Annotated in this window: 31 protein-coding genes; 3 read left to right on the top strand and 28 right to left on the bottom strand. The window is 58.5% G+C overall.

Annotation, left to right across the window (positions count from 1 at the left end; all coding sequences use genetic code 11):
• Positions 1–10: 10 nt before the first annotated feature.
• From ACKWRH_RS07590 to ACKWRH_RS07505, 18 genes are all read right to left on the bottom strand, one after another.
• On the bottom strand, positions 11–703 hold the full coding sequence (locus ACKWRH_RS07590) for a nitrogen fixation protein NifQ (RefSeq protein WP_445222343.1): 693 nt from the start codon (positions 701–703) through the stop codon (positions 11–13).
• A 101-nt stretch (positions 704–804) separates the two neighbouring features.
• A complete protein-coding gene (gene nifH, locus ACKWRH_RS07585; RefSeq protein ID WP_445219981.1) occupies positions 805–1,695 on the bottom strand; it encodes a nitrogenase iron protein in 891 nt (296 codons plus the stop codon).
• Positions 1,696–2,028: 333 nt separating this feature from the next.
• A complete protein-coding gene (locus ACKWRH_RS07580) occupies positions 2,029–2,367 on the bottom strand; it encodes a (2Fe-2S) ferredoxin domain-containing protein (RefSeq protein WP_445219980.1) in 339 nt (112 codons plus the stop codon).
• Between the two features lie 226 nt (positions 2,368–2,593).
• Positions 2,594–2,821, bottom strand: a complete 228-nt coding sequence (locus ACKWRH_RS07575) for a BolA/IbaG family iron-sulfur metabolism protein (protein WP_445219979.1) — start codon at positions 2,819–2,821, stop codon at positions 2,594–2,596.
• Positions 2,822–3,444: 623 nt separating this feature from the next.
• Positions 3,445–4,581 carry a DegT/DnrJ/EryC1/StrS family aminotransferase gene (locus ACKWRH_RS07570; RefSeq protein ID WP_445219978.1) on the bottom strand — a complete coding sequence of 379 codons (1,137 nt, stop codon included), beginning with the start codon at positions 4,579–4,581 and terminating at the stop codon, positions 3,445–3,447.
• 60 nt (positions 4,582–4,641) lie between these two features.
• Entirely contained in the window at positions 4,642–4,911 is a 270-nt protein-coding gene (locus tag ACKWRH_RS07565) for a hypothetical protein (protein WP_445219977.1), read from the bottom strand.
• A gap of 11 nt (positions 4,912–4,922) precedes the next feature.
• Complete coding sequence (locus ACKWRH_RS07560; RefSeq protein ID WP_445219976.1) at positions 4,923–5,276, bottom strand: DUF3024 domain-containing protein; 354 nt, start codon at positions 5,274–5,276, stop codon at positions 4,923–4,925.
• 16 nt (positions 5,277–5,292) lie between these two features.
• Positions 5,293–5,487 carry a nitrogen fixation protein NifZ gene (locus ACKWRH_RS07555; protein ID WP_445219975.1) on the bottom strand — a complete coding sequence of 65 codons (195 nt, stop codon included), beginning with the start codon at positions 5,485–5,487 and terminating at the stop codon, positions 5,293–5,295.
• Positions 5,484–5,804: a nitrogen fixation protein NifZ gene (locus tag ACKWRH_RS07550; RefSeq protein ID WP_445219974.1), complete on the bottom strand. Its 321-nt coding sequence runs from the start codon at positions 5,802–5,804 to the stop codon at positions 5,484–5,486. Before ACKWRH_RS07550 ends, ACKWRH_RS07555 begins: the two co-directional genes overlap by 4 nt.
• On the bottom strand, positions 5,801–6,568 hold the full coding sequence (locus tag ACKWRH_RS07545) for a 4Fe4S-binding leucine-rich repeat protein (protein WP_445219973.1): 768 nt from the start codon (positions 6,566–6,568) through the stop codon (positions 5,801–5,803). Before ACKWRH_RS07545 ends, ACKWRH_RS07550 begins: the two co-directional genes overlap by 4 nt.
• Positions 6,561–7,091, bottom strand: a complete 531-nt coding sequence (locus ACKWRH_RS07540; protein ID WP_445219972.1) for a tetratricopeptide repeat protein — start codon at positions 7,089–7,091, stop codon at positions 6,561–6,563. Before ACKWRH_RS07540 ends, ACKWRH_RS07545 begins: the two co-directional genes overlap by 8 nt.
• A 343-nt stretch (positions 7,092–7,434) precedes the next feature.
• On the bottom strand, positions 7,435–7,659 hold the full coding sequence (locus ACKWRH_RS07535) for a 4Fe-4S binding protein (protein WP_445219971.1): 225 nt from the start codon (positions 7,657–7,659) through the stop codon (positions 7,435–7,437).
• A gap of 15 nt (positions 7,660–7,674) precedes the next feature.
• Complete coding sequence (nifB, locus tag ACKWRH_RS07530; RefSeq protein ID WP_445219970.1) at positions 7,675–9,231, bottom strand: nitrogenase cofactor biosynthesis protein NifB; 1,557 nt, start codon at positions 9,229–9,231, stop codon at positions 7,675–7,677.
• A gap of 319 nt (positions 9,232–9,550) precedes the next feature.
• Positions 9,551–10,363 (bottom strand): SIR2 family NAD-dependent protein deacylase, encoded by an 813-nt coding sequence (locus ACKWRH_RS07525; protein ID WP_445222342.1) that lies wholly within the window; start codon positions 10,361–10,363, stop codon positions 9,551–9,553.
• A 49-nt stretch (positions 10,364–10,412) separates the two neighbouring features.
• Complete coding sequence (gene nifT / locus ACKWRH_RS07520) at positions 10,413–10,637, bottom strand: putative nitrogen fixation protein NifT (RefSeq protein WP_445219969.1); 225 nt, start codon at positions 10,635–10,637, stop codon at positions 10,413–10,415.
• Positions 10,609–11,829, bottom strand: a complete 1,221-nt coding sequence (gene nifS / locus ACKWRH_RS07515) for a cysteine desulfurase NifS (RefSeq protein WP_445219968.1) — start codon at positions 11,827–11,829, stop codon at positions 10,609–10,611. The genes nifT and nifS overlap by 29 nt, the downstream gene beginning before the upstream one ends.
• Before the next feature lie 12 nt (positions 11,830–11,841).
• A complete protein-coding gene (locus ACKWRH_RS07510; RefSeq protein ID WP_445219967.1) occupies positions 11,842–12,135 on the bottom strand; it encodes a NifU family protein in 294 nt (97 codons plus the stop codon).
• Positions 12,136–12,176: 41 nt separating this feature from the next.
• The gene (locus ACKWRH_RS07505) at positions 12,177–12,497 is read right to left on the bottom strand and encodes a HesB/IscA family protein (protein ID WP_445219966.1); all 321 of its coding nucleotides are present in this window, start codon (positions 12,495–12,497) and stop codon (positions 12,177–12,179) included.
• Between the two features lie 332 nt (positions 12,498–12,829).
• Here ACKWRH_RS07505 and ACKWRH_RS07500 point away from each other — a divergent pair, with 332 nt between their 5' ends.
• Positions 12,830–13,420: a hypothetical protein gene (locus ACKWRH_RS07500; protein WP_445222341.1), complete on the top strand. Its 591-nt coding sequence runs from the start codon at positions 12,830–12,832 to the stop codon at positions 13,418–13,420.
• A 303-nt stretch (positions 13,421–13,723) separates the two neighbouring features.
• Positions 13,724–14,038, top strand: coding sequence for a hypothetical protein (locus ACKWRH_RS07495; RefSeq protein WP_445219965.1), 315 nt, complete (start codon positions 13,724–13,726; stop codon positions 14,036–14,038).
• Positions 14,039–14,266: 228 nt separating this feature from the next.
• Here ACKWRH_RS07495 and fdxB read toward each other — a convergent pair whose 3' ends face one another.
• The 9 genes from fdxB to nifH (ACKWRH_RS07450) form a co-directional block, all read right to left on the bottom strand.
• On the bottom strand, positions 14,267–14,581 hold the full coding sequence (gene fdxB, locus ACKWRH_RS07490; RefSeq protein ID WP_445219964.1) for a ferredoxin III, nif-specific: 315 nt from the start codon (positions 14,579–14,581) through the stop codon (positions 14,267–14,269).
• A 2-nt stretch (positions 14,582–14,583) separates the two neighbouring features.
• Positions 14,584–14,793: a CCE_0567 family metalloprotein gene (locus tag ACKWRH_RS07485; RefSeq protein ID WP_445219963.1), complete on the bottom strand. Its 210-nt coding sequence runs from the start codon at positions 14,791–14,793 to the stop codon at positions 14,584–14,586.
• Positions 14,794–14,801: 8 nt separating this feature from the next.
• Entirely contained in the window at positions 14,802–15,272 is a 471-nt protein-coding gene (locus ACKWRH_RS07480) for a NifX-associated nitrogen fixation protein (protein WP_445219962.1), read from the bottom strand.
• A gap of 11 nt (positions 15,273–15,283) precedes the next feature.
• Positions 15,284–15,679: a nitrogen fixation protein NifX gene (gene nifX, locus ACKWRH_RS07475; RefSeq protein ID WP_445219961.1), complete on the bottom strand. Its 396-nt coding sequence runs from the start codon at positions 15,677–15,679 to the stop codon at positions 15,284–15,286.
• A 21-nt stretch (positions 15,680–15,700) separates the two neighbouring features.
• Positions 15,701–17,083, bottom strand: coding sequence for a nitrogenase iron-molybdenum cofactor biosynthesis protein NifN (nifN, locus tag ACKWRH_RS07470; RefSeq protein WP_445219960.1), 1,383 nt, complete (start codon positions 17,081–17,083; stop codon positions 15,701–15,703).
• Positions 17,084–17,122: 39 nt separating this feature from the next.
• Positions 17,123–18,787, bottom strand: coding sequence for a nitrogenase iron-molybdenum cofactor biosynthesis protein NifE (gene nifE, locus ACKWRH_RS07465; RefSeq protein ID WP_445219959.1), 1,665 nt, complete (start codon positions 18,785–18,787; stop codon positions 17,123–17,125).
• Positions 18,788–18,905: 118 nt separating this feature from the next.
• Positions 18,906–20,465: a nitrogenase molybdenum-iron protein subunit beta gene (gene nifK / locus ACKWRH_RS07460; RefSeq protein ID WP_445222340.1), complete on the bottom strand. Its 1,560-nt coding sequence runs from the start codon at positions 20,463–20,465 to the stop codon at positions 18,906–18,908.
• A gap of 47 nt (positions 20,466–20,512) precedes the next feature.
• Positions 20,513–22,015 (bottom strand): nitrogenase molybdenum-iron protein alpha chain, encoded by a 1,503-nt coding sequence (nifD, locus tag ACKWRH_RS07455; RefSeq protein ID WP_445219958.1) that lies wholly within the window; start codon positions 22,013–22,015, stop codon positions 20,513–20,515.
• A gap of 77 nt (positions 22,016–22,092) precedes the next feature.
• Positions 22,093–22,983, bottom strand: a complete 891-nt coding sequence (nifH, locus tag ACKWRH_RS07450; protein ID WP_445219957.1) for a nitrogenase iron protein — start codon at positions 22,981–22,983, stop codon at positions 22,093–22,095.
• Between the two features lie 379 nt (positions 22,984–23,362).
• Between nifH (ACKWRH_RS07450) and ACKWRH_RS07445 the strand changes: the two genes are divergently transcribed.
• Positions 23,363–23,800, top strand: coding sequence for a response regulator (locus ACKWRH_RS07445; RefSeq protein ID WP_445219956.1), 438 nt, complete (start codon positions 23,363–23,365; stop codon positions 23,798–23,800).
• Positions 23,801–24,222: 422 nt separating this feature from the next.
• Here the strand turns inward: ACKWRH_RS07445 and ACKWRH_RS07440 are convergent, their stop codons facing one another.
• Positions 24,223–24,417 (bottom strand): 4Fe-4S binding protein, encoded by a 195-nt coding sequence (locus tag ACKWRH_RS07440; protein ID WP_445219955.1) that lies wholly within the window; start codon positions 24,415–24,417, stop codon positions 24,223–24,225.
• Between the last annotated feature and the right edge of the window lie 39 nt (positions 24,418–24,456).

Below are 24,456 nucleotides of genomic sequence, written 5' to 3'. Positions count from 1 at the left end.
TCGATACAGCTCACGCTTGCGGACTGCCTGAGGCTTCGACATGACCTTCGAATTCACGCAAATGGTCGCGGCGGCGCTCCGCCATCCGGCTCTCGCCGTTCTCCTCACCGAAGCAGTGATTGAAGTCTTTGCATTGCGTACACACCGGCGTCGTGCACATCGCCCAACCTTCGTCCTCGCATAGTCTGCGATAGAAGAAGCGCTTCCAGCGCATATTTTTGGAATTTTGCGCAGCCAGCGGCGCGAAATGTCTTGCCAACAGACGCGACAACTCAGTCCGCTCGCGCAATCCGAGATCTTCCCACAAATGGTTCGGCTCCATCGCACGCCGCGCGATCATGGCTGCTAGCCAGCGGCTGATCTCGCCCTTGGTCGATCGCTGTGCCAGCAGCAGGTCGCGCACCATGATCTCCTCGTCGCTGGTAGAACCTGAGCTTTTTACCGAGATGGTGACCCACACGGGCGCGAACGGGAAGTATTTCGCCAGAAGTTCATTAAGCTCGTCCACGGTCAGGCCCGCACGCTCGGGAAGCGGCCCCCCATCCATTACAGCCGCACAAAGAACTGAGGCGAGCACATGCCGATCAAAATTGCCGTTATCCCTTACGTCGGCGTCCGCTGGCTCGCAGCCGGATAGAAGATGGTAGAGTTCAATTCCGGCATGCCGTCTGTCAGAAAGGGTTCCGCCGGACTGACTTGACATCGCAGCGATGAGACCTGCTTGCGTTGCAATCATGGACAACTTCATCGGCTGGATCCTGTCAGTTTTGGTGCCGACATTCTTTTTGTAGGTCGACACAATAGTTACGCCGAAAGGGCGGCGAGCTCTGAAGCCGTCTTGCCGATCTGGCTTTCATCGATCGGCTTCATGATGCCGTGCTCCATCAGCATGTCTTCAAGCTCGTCCATGCTGATCGGGGTCGGGATGATGCCCTTGCCGCCATTGTTGTGGATTTTGGTCGCGAGATTGCGATAGTGGTCCGCCTGCTTGGAGTCCGGTGCATATTCCAGCACCGTCATACGGCGTAGCTCGGCGTGCTGGACGACGTTGTCACGAGGCACGAAGTGGATCAGCTGGGTGCCTAGCTTCTTGGCGAGCGCTTCTGCCAGCTCCAGCTCCTTGTCGGTCTGCCGCTCGTTGCAGACCAGGCCGCCGAGCCGCACGCCGCCGGAATTGGCATACTTCAAAATGCCCTTGGAGATGTTGTTGGCGGCATACATAGCCATCATCTCGCCGGACATGACGATGTAGATCTCTTGCGCCTTATTTTCACGTATCGGCATCGCAAAGCCACCGCAGACAACATCGCCGAGCACGTCGTAGGACACGTAATCGATGCCCTCGTAGGCGCCGTTCTCTTCCAGAAAGTTGATCGAGGTGATGACGCCCCGGCCGGCGCACCCGACGCCCGGCTCAGGACCCCCGGATTCGACGCAGCGAATGTCCTTGTAACCAACCTTCAAAACGTCCTCGAGCTCGAGGTCCTCGACGCTGCCGGCGCTCGCTGCCAGACTCAAAATCGTGTCCTGCGCCTTGGCGTGCAGGATCAGGCGGGTCGAGTCCGCCTTCGGGTCGCAGCCGACGATCAGGATCTTGTGACCCATCTCGGCGAGGGCTGCGAGCGTATTCTGCGACGTCGTCGATTTGCCGATACCGCCCTTGCCGTAAAACGCGATTTGTCTCAGTGAAGACATGTTGCTCTCCATCAACCGATTGTCATGATTTCGCGCTCGACTTGGGCGTGATTGTTTCTCTCACCGAAGCGCTGGCACGCGGGATTCGGGGAGGAGAACATCGCTCGCCATAAGCGCCGGCGTGGCCTCAGCCCAAACCCGTAGTTTGCAGCATCCAAGCAGCAACTATCGTGCCACTCGCCGCACGCGCGTTAAGCGCCTGATCATGCTCGAAAGAAGTCGACAGACCCGACCGACGCGCAGGCCATCGCCGATGCGATGCGTCGGCGCCCTCTTACAGTGGCGGGAGACCGCCTATGGCACCTTCTCCCGCAAGCGGAAAGCAAGGTGCCGCTAACTCCGCGTGAGCACGATGACGAGGCGGTCGACGCGGTGGCCATTCTTCAGATGGGACTCGACAATCTCGTCAATGTCTTCCGGGGTACTCGGACGATACCAGACGCCGTCGGGATAGACGACCATCAGAGGACCGGAGCCGCAAAAGCCGAGACAGCCGGCAGCGGTGAAGCCGATATCATTCAAACCTTTCGCCTCGATCGCTTTGCCGAGCCGTTCCCACAACGGTCCGCCGCCCGTCGCCCCGCAGCTCCCGTGGGGATGGTCGGGTGGGCGCTGAGTGTGGCAGGCAAAAACGTGATGCCGGTAGATCTGCGGAAGTTCAAATTCGTTCATGCTGCTGCTCATGCTTTTGTTGCTGCAATGCCTTGTGGTCAAGTGTGGCGAACTCACCCGCCCAAGAACTCTGGGGAGCGATGTCGCGATCGCCGAAATCTAACTTTGACATGGAGCTGCAGTGTGATCGGCCACCTCGAAAAGGGGCTTGATGTTACGTCCAGAACGGACGTTCTTAATGCATTGTTCGGTTAGATCGCTCATTGTTTCTTTCCTTACAAGTGGCTCACTTCGGCACGGCGGTTTGGAGCACGAGCGCGTCGAATGTGTCGATCAGTTTTGTTCCCAACGCGGCATAGATCATCCGGTGCTGTTGAATGCGGCTCTGACCCGCAAAAGCCCGCGAGACGATTCGTACCCCACAGTGTTGTCCGGCCCCCATCAGATCGGTCACGATCACATCCGCCTCCGGAAGCGCCTCGCGGATCAAGGCCTCGATTGCCGGCCCGACCATAACCATGTCACTTACTCCGCTCCTCGCTGCTTCATGCAAGCTCCAAACCAACTGTAGGGAGAATCGTTTGAAAACAGTTTTGCCGACGCGGATGCCAATCTGACGTCCGTGCGTCGACAATCCCGCGGGCGAACTGTCGCGAAGATAACAAAACTATTTTGATCACCTACATCATCGCCGCATTGCGGAGATGAGCTCTGGTCTGCCATGAATTCGAGGCTCTTCAGCTTTTTGTCGGGTCGATGAGAGGGAGGCGACGACGTATGCGCCGAGTAAGGCCCTGAGGCGTACTTCGTGCCAACCGTTTTGTGCTAGTCCGTGAACGGCCGGTCGGCGTTTTTGGTCCAGAAATGGTGCAACTGGCTCGGCGAAGAGCCGCGACGTTCCCTATGAGCTCGCTGAGGCTGCCCCTTGATATTTTCAGTAACGAGTACGGTGACCTGGTAACGAGCAGGGCCTCGAGCCCAGGTTGACGATGGTATCGAGATTTCCGCTCTGGTTATGACTGGAAGGCTCCTTCCGTCCGGCGTTCGCAGGGATCGCGATCTCGGCACCAGTGGAGGGACGATATCCAGATGGTATCGCCTTCACATAGGATTGCCAGCACAGTCATTTCGCTGTCTTCAGTATATCGCCGCGCCTGCGCCTACATTGATTGAGGCATCTTTCATGGTCTCGATGATGAATTTGACGTGGCTATCAGTGAGATGGGTATGAAATGGCAGCGCGACGGCGCGATCGGAGATCTTTTTCGTTACTGGCAACTCGCCGCGGCGATAGTCGAGATCGAAATAGTGCCGCTGCAAGTGCAGGGGACGGCTGTAGGCCGCAGCCTCTACCTGCTCGACGCGGAGATCCTCGACGACCGCGTCGCGGCTGGAGCACGAGAAACGCGTCCCTAGATGGACAACATAAAGGAACCAGTTCACTTCGGTAACGTCGGGCTCGACATAGGGCGGCTTGATGCCTTCGAACGACTGCATATGCATCGCGTAATGTAGTTCGATCAGCCGCCGCCGCTCTAGGATTTCGTCGATACGCCTGAGCTGCGTAAGCCCGAGCGCAGCGGAGAGATCGCTTATCCCCGCCTGATATGGGGCAGCCGAACCGACGGTAACGGAAGCACGCTCGTCAGGCCGATGCGAGCGATGACGACGCAGCGCCACGGCAAGGTCGATATCATCGGTCACCACTATGCCGCCTTCACCACAGGTCAGAAGCGAGGGTTGCGCGAAGTCGAACACGGCGACATCGCCGAAGGTGCCGACCAGTTGGCCCTTATAACGTGAGGCAACGGCCTCAGTAAAATCTTCCAGCAGCAGCAGATTATGCCCGCTGGCGATATCGCGCAGTGCCAACCAGGCTGCAGGATGGCCATTAATGTTGCTGGCGAGGATGGCACGGGTCTTTGACGTGATGCGCTCCTCGACTTTCTGCGGCGCGAGCGTCCCGGACCAATAGTCGATATCCGCAAATACCGGCCGCGCACCCGCGAGGCTGATGGCGTGTGCAGTTTCACGATATGAATAGGACGAAGCGATCACTTCGTCGCCCGCAGCAATGCCGCACGCTTTCAGGCAAAGCAGAAGGCCGATGGTGCCGCCCGGAACCGCAATGGCATACTTCCGCCCCAGATAGGCAGCAAATTCCGCCTCAAACTGTTCGGTGAGCGGGCCGTTAGAGAGCCGCGGCGAGCGTAACACGCGATCGACTGCCGCGATTTCGGCAGGGGTAATATCGGGATCCGACAGCGGAATCACGGATTCATGTCCCGTTGGACTCGGGCCATCGTCAGTCTCCCTAGGCTAAGACTGCTTCGGTCACGGCGCTCTCGTCCGCTTGGCCAGCACAATACCGGTCGCCCGCGCCGGATCGCCCGTGATCCGCGCACAATGATCTGCGCTATCAAGCAAGTGTAGGTCGAATTGCCCGGCGCTGCGAAACGGTGTTTCGGTGAGATCGGAGGAGTCGCAGCGGATCCAGGCGAGATGTGGGTATTTCATTCGCAACGTCGCATACGCTTGAGACCCATCGTCGAATGACGCGAGCGCCTGCTCGATATCCGCAATTTCGCCTGCTCCCAATGCCATCCCGCGGGTCCTTATTGCCAGAACACGCGTTCCGGATCCGCGTTTAGAAGATCGGTAACGGCTGCCAGGCGCCGGTGCGTCGAGTGCAGCTTCCAGATGCCCTGCTTGTGATCCTTTCGGAACACATGCCAGATGGCGCTTGTCCGGTCGTGGTGCAGCATCGCCACGTCGATGACGCCACCTTCGACGTCGATGTTGCGCGAGCAACACGGACTTTCGATCAAGTAGCCACCGGCAACTCCGGTGATATTCGCTGAGACATAACGGTAACGTTCTCTCGACTTCAGCGCGCGCTCGATTCGCCTGCGATCGATGTCGTTGGGGTGCGCGGATAGCCCTGGATTTATGCCTATGATGGGGTTCATGCGTCTGCCTTCTAGATCAGTCCGATTTCTCTTTCGAGGCAGCCGACGACGGCAGGTTCGCTCGAGTATGCCGGCCAACTTGGACGATCTCGCCGAGACTGACGAGGATTACTTTTGCTGGAGCATTGGGGAAGGACACGTCATTGATCAGGTCGAACATCACCTTGACGCGCCGGCCCCGCTGATATTTTGGCAGCTTGGCTTCTGTCATCGTGATTCGGCTCCCGGCAACAGCAGGTCTTTGACCTCGTCGGGTGGAACGACCGGATCGAGTTCCTTGCGCTTCATGCCGACTCGGTTGCCGCTTTCAATGAATTCAACGCCATAGATGTAAAACTGCTGCAAGAAAGTGCCGATCGATACGACGTAGCCGACCTCGCCCTTCTTCGCCAGGATGTCGCCGATCTCTTTGCCGGCATAGGTGCCGTCATTGCGGATGGTGCGGTTGGCACGCACCTTCTCGCCAAAGTCGAAGAAAGGTGGTGCCGTCAGCTCGACGATGTCACTGTCGGGAACAATGTTGCTCACGCTGGAGTCCCTCGTTCTGGCTGCAGGGCAAGTCGCGAGCGCGCGAGCTCGCGCACCAAGCTGTTTGGGTCATCGACAAGGCTTATAAGTTCGGAGGGCGCGATCCGGCTCGCGACCTCGTGCCGGATACGCCAATCCGGGTCATGGCGCAAAGGAGGCAATAGCGACGCCGACAGGCGTCGGGCGACCTCCAACCGCACCGACGCGTCATGGTCATCGACCATACTGAGCAACCATTCCTGTGGGACGCGTCGCGCTACGACGCGACGAACCTCAGCCTCCACGTCGCGGGTCATTCCGCGGAGCAGCAAGGGCGTAATCCGCCCCGCAACCACAAGGCGAACATCGTAATATTCATCCGAGGCCATCGGCAGCAGTTCGTCGCCTTCAAGCAGCGTTGCGATCAACATCCTAATTTCGTGGTGAGGGTCGTTGCGAAGCCGCAGGGCGTAGCGCTTGGGCAGACGGCGGACGGCGCTCCAACGCACGGTTTCGTCGTTGTCGCTGAGCAACGACGACAGCAGAAAGATGTTGGCGAATCTCGCCGCGATGGCGCGCATCTCAAAATGCGGGTGAGCGAGGTACGCGTCGGCGAGTCCTGCATTCCACTTGAAGAAGCGATCGACACGTCTGGCATAGCGATCGTTGACGCAAGCGTGCTTGAGTTGACAGCGGCCGGCGCGATTCAAGGCGATATGCGCGCAGCAGGCGCAATTGACCTGGTCGCCCTTCCAATTTCGGGTCATGTCGAAGTCGTCACTCATCCTCCTGCCCCATCCGTTCGAGCACGCGCAGAAGAACCTTGGCGCCAATCTTGTCGGTGGGGTCGAGCTCCAGGAGTTTTTGGACGGCTAGTCGCCCTTCCTCGGTTCGACCGAGGCGAATCTGCAGGTAAGCGTACCCTTTCAGCGAAAACAGGAAGAAGCGGGGCAAAATTTTTTCATAGTGGCCGAACTGCGCATGATCGGCTCGTACCAGACGCCAGTCGGAGGGGAGACTGTTGACCTCGGCCGCCTTGCTTATACAGCGCTCGGCAACCTCAAGCGCCTCGGTGAGGCGCGCTTTGTAGAAATAAAAGCGAAAGAGGCCGATCAACACTGACGCGTGCTCCGGTGCGAGTGCCTCGGCCTCGAGCAGGTGGCTTTCGGCGATATCATCAAGATGATAGGAGAGGCTCGCTTGCCATAGGTGATGCTCGGCCTCGCTGGGCAGCCCATGTCCAAGCAAGCTGCTGGTGAGGAGCGCCTCGTTGATCTCGGATTGCGGGCTGAACAGAGCAGCTGGCATCGCTGGGTTGCCTCTTACAATCAATGGTGCCCGCAAAAGACTAGCTTGTGATCCTGCAATATGAGCCCCGTCGGCTTCGGCTTATCGACGAAATCGGTCGTCACAGCGTCGTTCGATAGCGGTCTTTCCCGGCGAACAAACGGCCTGACGTAATCGCGCTCGGAAAGCGCATCAGGGATCCGCGACCTTTCGAGCAAGCTGCTTTCACAGGCGAGCCCGGAACATCCGCTCGGGCTAACCGCAAGGCAGAGGTCGCGGCCGACGCGGCCGCCAGCTTGGAGCATCATGCGGATGGCTCGTCGCACCGCCCGTATTTTCCAAGAGTTCATGTCCTGTCTCTCCCTCAAGCGGGCGCCTGATAGCGCGGTAGCGAGGTGTCGACGACACAGGTGTTGTCGACTGGGCAGACGGCAACGCATTGCGGCTCGTCAAAATGGCCGATGCATTCGCTGCATTTCTTAGGATCGATCACGAAGGTCCCGTTCTTCTCCGCGATCGCGACGTTCGGGCATTCCGGCTCGCAGGCCGAGCAGCCCGTGCACTGAGAGGCGATGATCTTGAGCGGCATCGTTTGATCCAAATCTCATGCCGCGGAATTCAACGTGCCCCGGCGGATCGCAGCATCGCCATGTTCGATATGCTTGATCGCGCCGCTGTTGACTCTGTCGAGATAAGCCTTGAACCAGGCGATCGTCGACTTATCGATAGGCTCATGAGCGTATTGATCGACCGGCTCGACGCCGGCCTTGATCAACGCATCCCTGGGGCAGCCGCCGATCCTGGCGATGAACACCACATGACAATCGCTGATAGCGTGAATGATAGTCGCGAGGCTTCCTTCCTCCGCATAGCCGCCCTGGCAGTAGAGATCGACGCGGCGATGGCCAATGAACTTGACGCCACCGCTCGAGAGCTCATAGACTTGGAACTCCTTGGCGTGACCAAAGTGCTCGTTGATCAGGCCCGAGCCCTTCGTCGCGACCGCCGCCAGCACCTTTATGCCGCCGAAGCTATCTGCGCGTTCCGTAAGCACCGCGCACTCGGCTGCGGCTTTGGCGGCGCGCTCTTCCTCTACCTTAGCCTGATAAGCCTTGCGGCCTTCAGCATCGTATTTGACGTCCATCTGCTCAATCCTTTCGGTAGTGAACTCGGCACGGCGGTCCTCTCCGAGTAGACCGACGGCGTCGGCGCGGCACTGGCGGCAGTGCCGCATCATGTGCATGTCTCCCTCGCAGCTATCCTGCAGCGCCTTCAATTCCCGCGCCGTCGGGCCGCGCTGGCCGTTCAGGCCGAACGCGGTCCCGTGCTCGGGCGAGGAGATCAGCGGCATGATGTTATGCAGGAAGGCGCCGCGCTGCTTTACGCTTTTATTGACCTTGATGAGGTGCTGGTCGTTGATGCCAGGGATCATGACCGAGTTGATCTTACAGAGGATGCCGCGCCCCGTGAGCATCTCCAGGCCCTGGAGCTGGCGATCAGTGAGGATCTTTGCAGCTTCGATGCCGGTGTAGCGTTTGTGTTTGTAGAAGATCCAGGGATAGATCTTTGCGCCGATTTCGGGGTTGATCATATTGATCGTGATCGTGACGTGGTCGACGTTGAATTTGGCGATGCTATCGATGTGATCGGGTAGCGCGAGGCCGTTGGTTGAGAGGCACAGCTTCAGATCGGGTGCAGCCTTATGAACGAGCTCGAACGTCTTGAAGGTCCTTTCCGGGTTGGCGAGTGGGTCGCCAGGACCGGCGATGCCAAGCACGGTCATCTGCGGAATTTTAGAGGCGACCGCCATCACTTTCCTAACGGCCTGCTCAGGCGTGAGCCTCTCGCTGACCACGCCCGGACGCGATTCATTGGCGCAGTCATATTTGCGGTTGCAGTAGTTGCACTGGATGTTGCAGGCCGGTGCCACCGCGACATGCATGCGCGCATAGTGATGATGCGCTTCCTCGCTGTAGCAGGGATGGTTCTTTACCTTCTGCCAGGTCTCAGCTGGCAGATCACCGCGGCCGGCCGGCGAGCCGCATCTAGCCCTGCCGCTGCGGCCAGTCGTGCCGCAGCCCTTTTTCTCGGCAATCGACAGCGTGATCTCGCGGTTCGCAATTGCGTCGCTCGATGATTCCCGATGCGTTGGCGCCCCCATTTACCCAGCTCTCCCTTCAGGCCTGAACTTTCCCGTATCTGGGTCTTAGCAACCGGCGTGCCATGGCTCCGGCTTACGAATTCCATGGCCTTTTTCAACGAGTTAGAAAAAACATCCGATGTTCCTCCGTGTTGGAAAGCTGACATGCGCTATGATCGAACTGGCACGCAGCGGGGTGGGAAGAAATGTGGACGGAGGGATCGCCGCTATTCTCCTCTCTTTTCTTTCGCTGGAAAGTTGGCTTGTCAGGTGGCGGCGAGACGGTGTGATAGGCTGCCTTGGCGAACTGGTGGTCAAATGACAATGCAAGAAGCGTCGGCTAACCCGCCAGAACGATCTCGACGGCACGTGTAAGCGGAATTGCGAGTGGCGTCAGGCCTTGGGCGGCCAGAAAGCGGCGCTCATTCTTGGAGAGTGTGTCGGGCTCAACCACGGCATAGTGGACGTTGGACGAGCGCTTTGACACCTGTCGCGCATAGGTGCGCAGGAGCTGGTCGTTGAAGCGGCACCCCAGAAACAGGAAGCTGCGGCCGGTGCGGCGAGCCTTCACCTCGTCGGGAATCGGCGTCTGTATGTCGATTTCCGTCAGCACCTCAACATAATCGGCATCGGAGACGAGGAAATTCTTCGCCGGGGCGACGCTGCCGTGCGGCTTGTAGAGAACCGTTGCCCAACTTGTGACCAGAGAGCAATCGATTTCGGTGCCTGCGGCATCGTAGAAGCGGTACCAACGATCCTCACTGAGACCGGCGCGCGTGATTCCTTGGATCTCGCCCCAATTGCTGCGTCCGGCCAACGCATTTCGCATCGCGCCATCGAACCAGGTATCAACGATCAGCGGCAGCGGCAGCGTTACAAGATGCCGCTGTAGCTGCGTAGGCTTGACTGTCGCGCTAAAGGCGTCCGTCATCATCGCTGTCAAGGTGGTGCGGTGCCTCGTGGTCTCGATGTGCTGTGCGCAGGCCCAGGCGTTCCCTCTTACTCGTTTTGGCAACGTCAACTTGGTGCCGAAGAATGCCGCCAAGTCGTCCGGATTTATCGGCACACGCGCGCTGGACAGTTCCACTAAGCCGGGCCCGAGATAAGGAACGACATTGCCGCCACGAAGCTCCTGCGCAACTTTGCGGAGCATAGCTTCGGCCACCAGCCCATTGACGAACTCGATCCGCGGAGCCGGCACGTCAACTCTCTTCCCTGTCGCCGTCACGCCTCTTGGCGTTGATCGTAATCGGCAAACTGGTGTCGCTCGCCATCGGCGGCAGGTCGAGCACCCAGCCATTGGCGATTCTGATCCAGCCGCCCCACAGTGCTTCATGCTCGGATTCAACGATCGGCTCTTCAAGATCTTTCTTGGGGACGTAAATCGAGAGGCCGGTTTCAGGTGAACGACGAATGATGATTTTCATCGGACGGACTCATTGCATCGAGAGGTCGATCCCGCACCCTCTGGCCACGCAGGTGGCGCCCCCTCAGTTTCGTGATGATATCTCGTAGCACAACAAGGACACGATCGATCTCCTCGCTGGTGGTCTCGCGGGACAGCGAGAAGCGGATCGCGCCACGCAACAGAGCCGACGGTACGCTCATCGCTCGAAGCACATGCGACGGCTCCATGGAGCCTGACGCGCAGGCTGATCCGACGGAGGCGGCAACGCCGGCGCGATTCAAATGATGGACAATTGCTTCACCTTCGAGGTGCGCGAAGGCGATATTTGACGTATTTGGCAGGCGGCGCTCGTTGTCGCCGAGCACCACGCAATTGCCAAACTCAAGAACGCCATGCTCCAGCCGGTCGCGTAGCGCGGCTATTTTCATGCCCTCCCCTCTGAGCTCCACGGCAGCAAGCTCTGCAGCCTTACCCAGCCCAATGATACCGGGGACGTTCTCGGTGCCGGAACGTCGGCGGCGCTCTTGCGGTCCGCCGAAGATCAGCCGCCTGAACTTGGTGTCATTGCGCACATAGAGCGCCCCAATGCCTTTTGGACCGTGCAGCTTGTGGCCGGAAAGCGACAGCATGTCGATCTCGGTGGTCTTCACGTCGATAGGAGTTCGTCCCACAGCCTGCACCGCATCAGTGTGGAAGAGCGCGCCAATGGACCGCGCCATTCTGGCGAGGACCTCCACGGGAAAAATCGTTCCGGTCTCATTATTGGCCCACATGATGGAGACGACCGCGGTACGCGGGGACAACGCACGGCGATAAGCATCGATGTCCAGCCGGCCGGAACAGTCGACAGGAACGAGATGACAATTGTTGCCGCGACGGCTGAGCTCGTCTGCGAGCGATAGCACGGCTGGATGCTCGACAGTCGTGGTGACGAGCTCGTTGCGTCGCTCCTGCACGGCAATTGCCGAGAGGAGCGCCGTATTGTCCGATTCAGTACCGCCCGAGGTAAAGACGACCTCGTGATCAAAGGCAGCACCGATCAGTGCTTGCACGCTCCTGCGAGCCTGTCTTATGCTTTCAGCGACTTCCCTGCCTACCGCATGCGCGGAAGAGGCGTTGCCGAATCGTTCTGAGAAAAATGGCAGCATCGCCGCGACGACGGATGGATCCGTGCGAGTCGTCGCGTTGTTGTCGAGGTAGATCGGCTGCACCGTACGCCTTTTTTAGTGTCTGGCTTTGGTGGATCCCGCGACAGGGATCAGGCGAACGAACTTGCCAAGCCGTTCAACGAGGCGCGCCTGGATGCCTTCTAGTGTCGCACTCGCAAGTTTACAGAACACGCAGGCGCCCGTGAGCTTGATCATGATCTTGTTGCCATCGATCTCGACAAACTCACAATCTCCGCCGTCACGCTGCAGATTTGGCCTGACTTCATCAAGCACGGTGCGGACGATCCGCTCGCATTCGGTAGGTTTAGCGGCCGCCGACGGCCTCATTTGTTCAGTCTCGACAAGCATCGTTTGAGGTCTTTCTGTGCCGACTTGTTCCGAACGCGGCACTAGCTAAAGGACTTGCCGCATGAGCAGCTCGACTTTGCGTTAGGATTGTTAAAGGTGAAACCGGACCCCTCCAGCGCCACCACAAAGTCGATCGTAGTACCGGCAAGATGCTCTTGACTGTTGTTGTCGACAAACACCTTGATGCCGCCTCGCTCGATCACGGTCTCATCGGGCTTCGGCTCATCGGCAAGTCCCATCGTGTATTTGAACCCGGAGCAGCCGCCAGCTTCGATCATTAGCCGCAAGCCCCTCACCGGCTGCGCTGCCGCAGAGATCGCGCTCTTCACCGCGTCCTGGGCACGCTCTGTCAGTTCGATCATCGCTTTCCCTCACCATCTGCACCGGTTCGGGATGAGGTTGGCAAGTCTCATGCCAGTGATCACGCTGCTGAAAATGCCGGGCTTTTGCTAAATCCCGCCTGTTAGCGTTACGAGGAGTGTCGGGATTGCGACACGCAGCTTTGCAGCTTGGGAAAACTCAGGCGCGACACCGCCTCGCTGCCGACAACGCACGTCTGCCGAAGTCGAAGACGAACTTCACCTTTGACTTTCTTCGCATATGTGGGCGGCCGGCAAACAATTTGCATAGATGGCACGGTGAGACCACGCGGTGCGACATTTGCCCGGCCACATCAAACAACGAGGAGCATTTCATGACGTCGATCGACAACACCGTTTTTGGCCGACTTGATAAGGAAGGTCGGCTGCTAAATGCGGTGCTGAAGGGTGACACCACGAAGCCTAGCCGCTTTGGCTTCCGCGGCGATATTGCGCTAAGATTCCAGGCTCAGCTCGCCGACGAGAAGCGTCCGCCCGACTATTCGATCGAGCAAGTATTGACAGTCGCAGACGAGGGAGAGACTACGATCCCGGTATTGGCTGGCTACCTTCATTCTTTTGCCTATCTTGCCGATGTCGCCAAGGTACTGGACGCCGCTTTGAGCCCGAAGGGCACCTACTTCATGTTCTGCAACAACATCGATCTTCTGGCGAAATACCGCATCAAGATCGGCGACATCACATTCCGCGTGCTGCCATGTGACGAGTCGACGGTGTGGAAGGAGATGATGGATCTCACCGGCGTCGATAAGAACGACATCAAGAAGCTCGATGCTGCCGGCAAGCTCGATTATCTGCTCGATGCTGCCGAGAACGTCGATGCCTCTTATGCCGAACTTTCCTACGAGGACGGCCTCGCCAAGATGCACCCCGTGAAGAATCGCAACGAGAACCGCCCTGTCTGACGTTTCGCGTCAGATCGCGCCGCTTCTCCCATACTGCCAAGGCCGTTGGCGGGGTGGTGGACTTGTCTTCGGGGCCGGACAATCGTAAGAACAAACATTTCCGAGCCCTAGCAGAGCCATCCGACCTTGTACTGCCCACGGCAAATTCCTCGTGGCGGATGTTCGGAACGAAGGCATCTTCCTTCGATGCGGATGATCGCGTGATCTGGCAAAGCTATCGAACTTGGAAGACCGGCAAACCTTGGCCCAACTCTGGGATCACGATTGCTATAAGTGGTTTTCCGCACAGGAGGCAGAATAGCAATGGCAACACTTGTCAAGACCACCCAGGACGGCCGCAAGCTTGAGGTGCTAGGGCTGGCAATCTTGCTGGGGGGCAAGCTCGAAGCCAATGAGCTCATCGAAGTCAAGGATCATCCGTACCGCCGAGCGATCCTGGCCGCAGTACCTGACGCTACCCACATGGCCGGCCGCGTCCCGCTGACGCGCAAGGAAGCGGAGATCGTTCTGGCCACCTTCAACAAGACCGAAGCCGCTACGCTCGCCAATCCCGTCGCCATCCACGAGCGGTTTCGGCTTGCCGCGATGATGAAGGCACGTGAACAGGGGATCGAGTAGCAAGCGTTGAGCCCTCTAGCCGCGACTTGACTGTTATATCTCCGTGAAACTGCACCAAGCGCTCCAGGTGCAGCGTCCCCCCGCGACATCGCGAATTCTCGCAGACAAGCGCGGCGATGACGGCGAGAAGCGCTAGGATCAACTACCCGCGTTTAATGACTGCAGCGGCACCGACGGACCAATCACTCGCGCTCTTGTTAATGTTCCCCGGCGCATTCCTAAGGATATTTAACGCTTCTCTGTTCCCGATGCTTCTACTGAAGCAGCTGAAGTGTGGGTCTGGCAGCTGGTCGGGCACACCCGGGCGCAGGCGCCGCAACCGATGCAGGCTCCGTCATCGTTCAGCACCATGACCTTCTTCTCGACCTCGTCATCATCGTCTTCGAGATCGATCATCTCTCCGTCCTCGCTCAGGCCCTTGAGTACCATGACCTCGCGGCCACACACCTTGTAACACCGACCGCAGCCGATGCATTTCTTGGGATCGATGGAAACCAGATACTCCGGCTTCCAGACGCGGCCGTCGCGCGTTGCAAATGACATGGTCACGATCCGTGGGCTCTTTCCTGCGCCTTGAGATCCTCGCGCCTGCGCTCGAGCTCGTCGAAGACGTCGTGGACTTTTTGGGCAACGCTCAGGATCGAGGTCCAGTTGACGGGCAGTTCCTCGGCGAAGTCGTGGAGATCCATCTTTGCCTGAGTCGCTTTGGCCGAGAGCTTCTTGATCTCGGCCTTCAGTTCTTCAAGATCGCTCATTCGTCGCCTCAGTAGTTCGCAACTTCCGGGAATCTGCGGATCATCTCGATTCCGCTGTCGACATACACGTCACCTTCCTTGACCAGCTTTGAGAGATTGTCAAAACCGAAACGATGCACGTCGCGCAGCTGCTTGTTTATGACAATGAGCCGTCCACCGATCAGCACTATGCGGCCAAAGCCTTCATGGTGCATTTTCAGCATCGGCGAGATCATCACGCCGGTCGCCCTCTCAATAGACACTGCAACGGCGTTGAAGAACAATTCGAGCCGCCAGATTGTGTCCGGATCGGGATCACCGACGATGGGTAAGGCACGGCGCTTCTCCTTGTCGAGAATATAGGGCTCGAGCAGCTCGAGATCCTTCTTGCCTTCCCAAGCGCCATGGCCGTCTTCGGCGCGCCAGATCTTGACAAGCTCCTTCACAAAGGGCGCCTCCGCCGCAAGGCTGGGTTGGATCAAGTCAGCCGCTTCAGTCATAGTTATTTTCCTCAGTCCTCGAAATCAAACGAGCGCTCGTGGCCCTTAGCGAGCACTTTGCGCAACCAAGGTGGCGGCGAGCCTTTCAATACACATTCGAGTTTTATGCAGAGATCGTCGATCGCCTCAGGCTGGCTCACCTTCATCGGATGGATGTTATTTGCGACGACGCGGGCGGCACCGGAGCCGCCGATCGCAGCAACGTAGAGGATGGCGCAGTCTTTGATGGCTTCGATCTTCGGCGCGAGTTTGTCCTCATTGCCATCCTCGTTAAGGTCGCCATCGAACTGAATAGCCTCGACAAAGCGGTGGCCTTCGGGCCCGACGTCATAGATGGCGATGTTTCTGGCCCAGCCAAAATGTGCATCGACGCGCTTCAGATCCTGGGTGGCGAATGCGACTTTCATCGGCGTAGCTCCTCTCGTCCGTCAGTTCAGCCGCGGCGGAACGACATGCAGGCCGTTGTCGGTCGTGCGCCAGGTGTCTGGCGTCGGCTGGCGGTTGTCCTCGCGGTCGGTAATGATGAGATTAGCGAGGTCAAAGATTAGCTCGCGCGTGCCGCGATAGCCGACCGTCATCTGGTAAGCTGCGCCAAGGCGATCGAACATCGGAAAGCCGGCACGGAAAAATGGAATGTTCAGCCGCGCCGCCGCCTGGCGACCATGCGAATGGGAGATTAGGAGATCGCAGTCCCGCGCCTTGGCAAGGTCCTCCAGATCTTCAAGATCCCCGATGATGACCTCTCGGATCGCGACGCGTTCGAGCACCGGAGACGCCGTTGTCGTCACCGCGGCCGTTACCTGCGCGCCCATCTCACAGAGCATGCTGGAGATGTCGAATAAGAGGTCAGGTTCGGCGCCAATGGCGAGCTTTCGACCACCGATATGGAAATGCGCATCCAGCATGGCGTCCGCGAGTTGGCCACGCTGCCGGCGATATTTGGAGGGTACCGATTTGCTGCTGATCTTGCTCACGAACGTGATGAATTCATCGTTGGGGACGAGGCCACAGAGCCGCTCGAACAGGCGGAACGGCACGCCCGTCTTCGCCTGCATCGTCTCGGCTGCGCGCCTCATCTGGGCTCCGATCGCGATGGTCCAGGCCGCCTGCCCCATGGTTGCGATCTCGTCGACCCCGATCCCACCGATCGTGGTCGGCGTGAATTCGTCGGGGATGTGACCGTCGAGCGAACCGGCGATATCCGGCAGGAATGACGGTTTTAGCCCGAAGTCCTCAAAAATCGTCCGTAGCTCGTCAAGGTCGCCGGGGGTGAGATGGCAGCCGGGCAGGACGTTAATCCGCGAGCGATCGCGCGGTGCGGCCCCATCGACAGGTTCGACAAGCACCTCGACCATTCGCGCCACGGTCTTGTCCCAGCCATCCTGAAACGCCTCCTTGAAATCCGGCGTCGAAACGTAGACGAGCGGGAATTTCTCAAGATGCGGATGCTTTTGCCGAATGAGGCGAATGAACGCCTCGACGTCGTCGCCCTTGGTCTCGGTGACGCCGGTCGAATTGATGCCGATAATTTCGGGCTTGGTGCGGTTGTAGATGTTGAGAATCGCCTGCTCGACATTCTCGTAACCACCGAGCACGGTCGCAACCTCGCTCATCGCGGTAGTTTGCAGCGGCACCGCCTCCTTGAAATGCCGGACAAACAGGGTCATTCCGAAGGATGTGCAGCCCTGAGAGCCGTGTAGGAGTGGCATGGCGCCCCGAAGCCCCAAGAAAGCAAAAGAGCCACCGATCGACTGGCTCATCTTCAGCGGATTGATCGAGCAGGCCTTGTTGGAACTGGTAACGATAGCCATAGCTTGGACTCGGCTTTGCTTTGATTCGGCTTTGCCGCCCTACTCCGCCGCCTGCGGCACGGACGCCGAGTGAGCGGTAACGTCCTCGATGGCTCGCTTACTGGCGCAGCAGATGCCGGAGGTCCCCGTGGGCGGCGCGATGCCATCGACCGTTGTCAAACGGTGAGCGGCACCGGCATTTTTGATGACGCTGAGATCCACGGTCTCGCAGGAGCAGGATCCCTTGACGCGGCGGGCCATTTCGGCACGGAGCGGGTACGGGGCGATCTCCGCGGACCTGGCATCCATCTGCGCAAACGCCTTGGCATTCCAATTGAGGGCGGCATCATCCCACGGCGCAGGCTTACGGAGCTGATCCCATACCGGATTGTAGAGTGCTTTATCGATCTCTTCGATCAGCTTCACGATGCCGAGATATCCCATATAGGCGTAGCAGCGCTCCTGATTGATATCGAGCCATGGCGTCGTAGTCTTCAGGGCGACAAACTGTGACTTCCCGCCTGAGAGCATGATGTCGGCTTTTGCTTCTTTGAGCATCTTGTACATTTCACGCGGCGTCAAATCCTCAATCATGTGAGCATCATGGCCCATCATTTTTTGAATGCGCTCCTTGTCCCCGCTGGTTGATTTTTTTACAGAAGTACCGACGATCTCGAGCCCGGCCTCCTGCAAGGCTGCAACGACAGACCACGATTTCACGCCGCCGGTGACGAGCAACACTTTCTTGCCGGCAAGGCGCGGCTTGAGGCACTCAATCGCAGCCCTGGCCTTTGCTTCCTCGCGAGCGACTGCGGCCTCAGTTCGCTCCATCAACTCGGTCGGCGCGCCGCGCTCGATCAGCATGCGCGCGATCTCGCGCAGCGATTCACTAGAATCCTGGATCCCGTAGAATGAGCCTTCGAAGAATGGGATGCCGTAGCGCTCCCTCATCTTGCTCGCGACATTGATCATAGACTTGGAGCACACCATCATTGCGGCGCGCGCCCGGTGCGAGCAGGCCACCTCACGATACCTCCCATCGCCGGAGATGCACGACAGGATGCGAATGCCGAGTTCGTCCAGCAGCGGCTTGATCTGCCAGAACTCGCCGGATAGATTGTACTCGCCGATGAGATTGATGTCGTAGGGCGTGACGAAATCTGGCTCCCGCGTACCGATCACGTATCCCAGCAGCGCTTCGCCGGCGAGCTTGTTGCCAAGGTTCTTCGAACCAAGAAAACCCGGCGAATTGACAGGAATGACAGGCTTGCCGAACTTCGTCGCGGCCACCTTGCAGACCGCGTTGATATCGTCACCGATCATGGCCGGAACGCAGGTCTGGTAGACGAAAATCGCCGCGGGATCGTACTTCGCGATGATTTCCTTTATGGCTTTGTACAGCCGCTTCTCGCCGCCGAACACGACATCAATCTCGTGCATGTCGGTCGTGAAGCTCCTGCGCCAGAGGTCCGGGCCTGAGGAGGCAGATCCGCGATTATCCCACGAGTTGCCCTCGCACGCGATCGGACCATGAACGAGATGAGCGACATCAGTAAACGGTTGCAACGCGATCTTAGCGCCGTCAAAGGCGCAACCTCCGGCCGCCCCGCCCGGCTGCAGCTGCTGGGTACAGCCTTTCTTGCGCACAGCCTCCGATTTGTTGGCGTTCCTGGCGCAGTCCGCCTGGTTGAAGACGTCTTGGATGGTAACCGATAGCGAAGTCAAGATTGTCTCCTTCCGAGGACGCTTCTGGTCCGACCACGGTCGATAGGCCGGCTGATGACTGCATCCCCACCTCACGACCGCGACAAGCTGCATGAGATGAGGCGGAGACACGGTCACATCAGCGGATGATGTCGAAGCTGTAATCGGTTTTACCCACAATGTTGGTGTTCCTGTCGATCTCCTCAAAGATTCTATCGAGTATCTTCACCAACACATTCATACCACCTTGATAACCCCACACCGGATAGCGGTGATGATGGTGCCGATCGAACACGGGAAAGCCGATGCGGATCAGCGGCGTCCCGGTGTCGCGCTCCAGGTACTTGCCGTAGGTGTTGCCGATCAGAAAATCGACCGGCTCGGTGAACAGCAGCGAACGCATGTGCCAGAGGTCCTTACCCGGATAGGCATGACAGTCTTTGCCGAACTGCGAACTGGCGAAAAGCGCCTGCATCTTTCCTTCCCAGGCCTTGTTGCCATTGGTTGAGAGGACGTGGGTCGGTTCGGCACCGAGCTCGAGCAGGAAGGCTGCCAAGCCATAGCAAAGGTCGGGATCACCATAGATCGCGAACTTCTTACCGTGAATGTGTGCGCTGGAATCCGCCATGGCGTCGACAAGACGACCGCGCTCCTGTTCCAAGACCTTCGGGATGGCTTTTCCCGTAATGCGCGACAGCGTCATCAGGAAGTCGTCGGTCGCGCTGACGCCGACCGGATGGTTGAACGCAACGACTTGCTGGCCATGGCTCTCGATGAACGGCAGCGTTTTCTCCGTAGAATATTGCTGCATGGAGATGGTCGCCTTGGCGTGGATGGCATTCGCGGCGTCTTCCAGCGTCGTACCGCCATCATACATTCGGAACTCACCGTCGGTGGGCGTGTCGAACACGTCACTATTATCCGCCAGGATCGTGTACCCAATCCCCATTAGCTCGAAGATGCGCTTTATCTCGCGGATGTTACCTACGGTGTAGCCGTCGAAGCCGCCGATGAAGTTGATTTTCTCGTTTGGCTCGCGCTCAAGCTTTGGCTCAGCTCCGGCCTTGCCGTCCCAGAAGTGCTCTATGATACCTTTCAGGGCGTTGTCATAGCCTGTGACATGGCTACCGACGAAGGCGGGCGTATGAGCGAAGGGAACGTCGAACTCGGCCGGCACCGATCCCTTCTCCTTCGACGTTTTGATGAAGGCGTTGAGATCGTCGCCGATCACTTCCGCCATGCAGGTGGTCGAGACCGCGATCATCTTCGGTTTGTACATGTTGTAGCTGTTGGCGAGTCCGTCGATCATGTTATTGAGACCGCCGAATACGGCCGCGTCTTCGGTCATCGACGAGGACACACAGGAGGTAGGCTCCTTGAAGTGCCGCGACAGGTGGCTTCGGTAGTAGGCGACGCAGCCCTGTGAGCCGTGCACGAAAGGCAACGTGCACTCGAATCCGACCGAGGCAAACACCGCACCTAGCGGCTGGCACGCCTTGGCGGGATTAATGGTGAGCTCCTCGCGTGCGAAGTTCTTTTCGCGATATTCGGGTGTCTTGGCCCATTCGCGGATACGCTCGATTTCCGCGGGATCATGCGCATTCTCGAAAAGCGCTCTTTTGTTAGCCAGCATCTGCTGGTATTCTGGACCTCGGAACAGCTCGAAATGATCGAGCACGTTTTCGGCGTTCTGTGTCATCGTGGCGTCCTTGTTGGATTCGTGTTCGATCGTCTGGCCCGGCTCATTTATTCCGCCGCCATCAGGCTCGGACGCGGGGCGTCCTTCCACGGCGCCCTGGTCTTCTTCCAGATCGGGGAGTTGATTGCCATGTCCATGTCCCGGGCGAAGATCGCGAATCCATCGTATCCATGGTAAGGACCCGAATAGTCCCAGGAGTGCATTTGCCGGAACGGCACGCCCATCTTCTGGAACACGTACTTCTCCTTGATGCCGGATCCAACGAGGTCGGGCTGCATCTTCTCGACGAAGCGCTCGAATTCGTAGCCGGTGACGTCGTCATAAATCAGTGTACCGTCCTTGACGTAATGCTGGGCAGTGCGCTGATAATCGTCGTTGTGACCGAACTCGTAGCCGGTCCCGATGACCTCCATACCGAGGTCTTCGTAGGCACCGATCACGTGCCGAGGGCGCAGGCCACCAACGAAGAGCATCACGGACTTCCCTTCTAGGCGCGGCCGGTACTTGGCGATGACGGCATCCATCAGGGGCTGGTATTTCACGATGACGCGCTCGGCCCCTTCCTTAATCTTGTCGTCGAAGAAGCTTGCGATCTTGCGCAGTGACTCCGCGATTTTTGATGGACCGAAGAAGTTGTACTCGCACCACGGAATGCCGAACTTCTCCTCCATGTGACGAGAGATGTAGTTCATTGAACGATAGCAGTGCAGGATGTTAAGCTTGGCCCTTGGCGTCGCCTCAAGTTCGGCGAGACTGCCGTCGCCGGACCACTGCGCAATCACGCGCAGGCCCATCTCCTCCAGGAGGATGCGAGACGACCATGCGTCGCCGCCGATGTTGTAGTCGCCGATGATGGCGACGTCATAGGGCGTTGGTCCGAATCGAAGCTCTGCCTCAGGGGAGATCTTGTCAAATATCCAGTCGCGTACGGCGTCGTTGGCGATGTGGTGGCCAAGCGACTGCGATACGCCGCGGAATCCTTCGCAGCGCACCGGCACGATTGTCTTGCCATCATGCTCCTTCGACTTAGCCCTCGACACCGCCTCTATATCATCGCCGATCAGGCCGATCGGGCACTCCGATTGGACCGTAATTCCGCGGTTTAGCGGAAACAGGTCCTGAATCTCATCGATGACCTTGGCGAGCTTCTTGTCACCGCCAAAGACGATGTCCTTTTCTTGAAAATCGGAGGTGAACTGCATGGTTCCGAAGGCATCAATGCCGGTGGTCCCGACATAATAGTTGCGCCGCGATCCCCAGGAATACTGGCCGCAACCGACCGGACCGTGACTGATGTGGATCATGTCCTTGATCGGACCCCACACCACCCCTTTCGAGCCTGCATAGGCGCATCCTCGAATGGTCATCACGCCGGGGATCGATTTGAGATTCGATTTGACACCACAGTCCGACTTGCCCGCCTCGTGCACGTTGAGGTGCTTGGCTCGTCGCTTAGAGGTCTTCTCCGGGTAGACCTTCAAAACTTCATTGATCAGCTCCTTGTTTCGGGCCTTGATCTCTGCAACGCTCTGGGTGGATGCCAGGCTCATACGAGTATCCTTCTGATTGTCCTGTGCACTTTAAGGACCGACGCTTTCTCGAAACACGCCGAATGTGAGGTCCGAATTCAAGCCGAAAGGGCGGCGAGCTCTGAAGCCGTCTTGCCGACCTGGCTTTCATCGATCTGCTTCATGATGCCGTGCTCCATCAGCATGTCTTCAAGCTCGTCCATGCTGATCGGGGTCGGGATGATGCCATTGCCGCCATTGTTGTGGATTTTGGTCGCGAGATTGCGATAGTGGTCCGCCTGCTTGGAGTCCGGTGCATATTCCAGCACCGTCATACGGCGTAGCTCGGCGTGCTGGACGACGTTGTCACGAGGCACGAAGTGGATCAGCTGGGTGCCTAGCTTCTTGGCGAGCGCTTCTGCCAGCTCTAGCTCCTTGTCGGTCTGCCGCTCGTTGCAGACCAGGCCGCCGAGCCGCACGCCGCCGGAATTGGCGTACTTCAAAATGCCCTTGGAGATGTTGTTGGCGGCGTACATCGCCATCATCTCGCCGGACATGACGATGTAGATCTCTTGCGCCTTATTTTCACGTATCGGCATCGCAAAGCCACCGCAGACGACGTCGCCGAGCACGTCGTAGGACACGTAATCGATGCCCTCGTAGGCGCCGTTCTCTTCCAGAAAGTTGATCGAGGTGATGACGCCCCGGCCGGCGCACCCGACGCCCGGCTCAGGACCACCGGATTCGACGCAGCGAATGTCCTTGTAACCGACCTTCAAAACGTCCTCGAGCTCGAGGTCCTCGACGCTGCCGGCGCTCGCTGCCAGACTCAAGATCGTGTCCTGCGCCTTGGCGTGCAGGATCAGGCGGGTCGAGTCCGCCTTCGGGTCGCAGCCGACGATCAGGATCTTGTGACCCATCTCGGCGAGGGCTGCGAGCGTATTCTGCGACGTCGTCGATTTGCCGATACCGCCCTTGCCGTAAAACGCGATTTGTCTCAGTGAAGACATGTTGCTCTCCATCAACCGATTGCCGATAAGCGAACTGCGCTCTGTCGTGATCCCATCGCCCGGCTCGCCGCATTCGCAGCTAAGTGGAGATACAAAAGGTCGACAGCCGCGCCCTCGTGTAATGACTTTTGCAACGAGCGTGCCAGTGCCTACTCAGGACGAAAAACGGTGTAAGTGGAGATAGATACCGGTGCAGATGGGCATTGTTGCAAGTCCTACATCGGCAGGTCTCGAGGCGTGTGCGTCGCCCTCGCCTGTCCGGAACTGGGCAAATCTTGCTACCCGATTAGCGAAATCGGCAGTTTTCCCTGCTCAGACGGCTAGTCACTTACGGTCCGGAGCTTGCTTGAGGCGTATCAATCAATGCATCGAGGATATCATGCAGTTCGAAACCGAGATTTCTGCGAGAGCAGACCGTCCGGCCATTTTCGTGATCGAACCTGAGCAGGTGGTACGTTCCGCACTCGACTACATCCTGCGCGAGCGCTATCAGACCCATGCTTTTGCCTCTATGGATGAGGCCATGGCCTCGCCCATGAAAGCTCCCGCCGCGGTGCTGATCGGCATTGCCATCTTGCGGGACCGAGGCGAAGAAGTCCTAGCAGAACTCAGCAAGGTGTTCGCGACGACCAAGATTTTGCTCGTAGCGGAACGGAATTCCGATCCGGTGGCGCAGGCTGGACTTAAACAAGGCGCACACGGGGTCATCAGCAATCCAATCTCCTTTAATTCCGTTTGCGATGCCGTCGGGGTTGCCGTGGGCGCACCGGTCTTTCCCGGCGAGCCGTCCCGTCTTACTCCTGTCGCGTTCGGTTAGGCGCTTCTTACGCGACTTTGGATGGCCCCACCTGCACCAGCTCGAGGACGCCCCGCGATCAGCATGAGGCTCATGCCGCCCCTTTTCAGCTGCATCTTGAAGGTCCTGGCTGTGGACATTCGGTTGAAGGCCAATTCGACACCAATTTTTCGTGCCGAAGATTTCCAGCATCGCGGACCTCGGACAGGGAATGTCGAGCTTCTCCTTCGTCTTCCGGGTCGTGCCTACTGCGCTTGCGCGCCGATGTATCGGCGCGGACTGCCCTCGTCGCTGTAGTGTCTTATGGGCCGCCGCCGCCGACGACATTGACACGCAGTTTCGAGGCTACCGCAAGCTGGCGCACGTCCGCTCGACGATTCGGCGTGCATGGCCGACAATCGCTCGATTGAACTTGTCAGCGGCGACGATCTTGTTCCACATCCTCAGGCCGGGACACATGTGTCTTCGACTGGACAGACCACCGCGCACTGCGGCGTATCGCAATGCCCGTCGCACTCTGTGCACTTTTTCGGGTCTATCACATAAGTGTCGCGTTTCAGACTGATCGCGCCGTTCGGACACTCGAACTCACATGCACCGCAAACCGAGCATTGCGAGGCGACGATCTTGTAAGCCATGAATTGAGACTCCCAGGAGTAAACGATGTCGTTCGACTT

This window comes from Bradyrhizobium sp. Pa8 (assembly GCF_052588265.1).
This window is presented reverse-complemented; position numbering and strand designations above follow the sequence as displayed.

What these genes read in the sequence shown, in the direction of transcription:
- nifT (WP_445219969.1), bottom strand. Translation starts at nt 10,637, where the DNA reads ATGAAAATCATCATTCGTCGTTCACCTGAAACCGGCCTCTCGATTTAC.
- nifH (WP_445219981.1), bottom strand. Translation starts at nt 1,695, where the DNA reads ATGTCTTCACTGAGACAAATCGCGTTTTACGGCAAGGGCGGTATCGGC.
- ACKWRH_RS07575 (WP_445219979.1), bottom strand. Translation starts at nt 2,821, where the DNA reads ATGGTCGGGCCGGCAATCGAGGCCTTGATCCGCGAGGCGCTTCCGGAG.
- nifH (WP_445219957.1), bottom strand. Translation starts at nt 22,983, where the DNA reads ATGTCTTCACTGAGACAAATCGCGTTTTACGGCAAGGGCGGTATCGGC.
- ACKWRH_RS07525 (WP_445222342.1), bottom strand. Translation starts at nt 10,363, where the DNA reads ATGCTCCGCAAAGTTGCGCAGGAGCTTCGTGGCGGCAATGTCGTTCCT.
- ACKWRH_RS07590 (WP_445222343.1), bottom strand. Translation starts at nt 703, where the DNA reads ATGTCAAGTCAGTCCGGCGGAACCCTTTCTGACAGACGGCATGCCGGA.
- ACKWRH_RS07535 (WP_445219971.1), bottom strand. Translation starts at nt 7,659, where the DNA reads ATGCCGCTCAAGATCATCGCCTCTCAGTGCACGGGCTGCTCGGCCTGC.
- ACKWRH_RS07445 (WP_445219956.1), top strand. Translation starts at nt 23,363, where the DNA reads ATGCAGTTCGAAACCGAGATTTCTGCGAGAGCAGACCGTCCGGCCATT.
- nifD (WP_445219958.1), bottom strand. Translation starts at nt 22,015, where the DNA reads ATGAGCCTGGCATCCACCCAGAGCGTTGCAGAGATCAAGGCCCGAAAC.
- ACKWRH_RS07485 (WP_445219963.1), bottom strand. Translation starts at nt 14,793, where the DNA reads ATGAGCGATCTTGAAGAACTGAAGGCCGAGATCAAGAAGCTCTCGGCC.
- ACKWRH_RS07510 (WP_445219967.1), bottom strand. Translation starts at nt 12,135, where the DNA reads ATGCTTGTCGAGACTGAACAAATGAGGCCGTCGGCGGCCGCTAAACCT.
- ACKWRH_RS07505 (WP_445219966.1), bottom strand. Translation starts at nt 12,497, where the DNA reads ATGATCGAACTGACAGAGCGTGCCCAGGACGCGGTGAAGAGCGCGATC.
- ACKWRH_RS07500 (WP_445222341.1), top strand. Translation starts at nt 12,830, where the DNA reads ATGACGTCGATCGACAACACCGTTTTTGGCCGACTTGATAAGGAAGGT.
- ACKWRH_RS07545 (WP_445219973.1), bottom strand. Translation starts at nt 6,568, where the DNA reads ATGAGTGACGACTTCGACATGACCCGAAATTGGAAGGGCGACCAGGTC.
- ACKWRH_RS07480 (WP_445219962.1), bottom strand. Translation starts at nt 15,272, where the DNA reads ATGACTGAAGCGGCTGACTTGATCCAACCCAGCCTTGCGGCGGAGGCG.
- ACKWRH_RS07560 (WP_445219976.1), bottom strand. Translation starts at nt 5,276, where the DNA reads ATGAACCCCATCATAGGCATAAATCCAGGGCTATCCGCGCACCCCAAC.
- ACKWRH_RS07540 (WP_445219972.1), bottom strand. Translation starts at nt 7,091, where the DNA reads ATGCCAGCTGCTCTGTTCAGCCCGCAATCCGAGATCAACGAGGCGCTC.
- nifX (WP_445219961.1), bottom strand. Translation starts at nt 15,679, where the DNA reads ATGAAAGTCGCATTCGCCACCCAGGATCTGAAGCGCGTCGATGCACAT.
- nifB (WP_445219970.1), bottom strand. Translation starts at nt 9,231, where the DNA reads ATGGGGGCGCCAACGCATCGGGAATCATCGAGCGACGCAATTGCGAAC.
- nifN (WP_445219960.1), bottom strand. Translation starts at nt 17,083, where the DNA reads ATGGCTATCGTTACCAGTTCCAACAAGGCCTGCTCGATCAATCCGCTG.
- fdxB (WP_445219964.1), bottom strand. Translation starts at nt 14,581, where the DNA reads ATGTCATTTGCAACGCGCGACGGCCGCGTCTGGAAGCCGGAGTATCTG.
- ACKWRH_RS07555 (WP_445219975.1), bottom strand. Translation starts at nt 5,487, where the DNA reads ATGACAGAAGCCAAGCTGCCAAAATATCAGCGGGGCCGGCGCGTCAAG.
- nifK (WP_445222340.1), bottom strand. Translation starts at nt 20,465, where the DNA reads ATGACACAGAACGCCGAAAACGTGCTCGATCATTTCGAGCTGTTCCGA.
- ACKWRH_RS07440 (WP_445219955.1), bottom strand. Translation starts at nt 24,417, where the DNA reads ATGGCTTACAAGATCGTCGCCTCGCAATGCTCGGTTTGCGGTGCATGT.
- ACKWRH_RS07495 (WP_445219965.1), top strand. Translation starts at nt 13,724, where the DNA reads ATGGCAACACTTGTCAAGACCACCCAGGACGGCCGCAAGCTTGAGGTG.
- ACKWRH_RS07565 (WP_445219977.1), bottom strand. Translation starts at nt 4,911, where the DNA reads ATGGCATTGGGAGCAGGCGAAATTGCGGATATCGAGCAGGCGCTCGCG.
- ACKWRH_RS07580 (WP_445219980.1), bottom strand. Translation starts at nt 2,367, where the DNA reads ATGAACGAATTTGAACTTCCGCAGATCTACCGGCATCACGTTTTTGCC.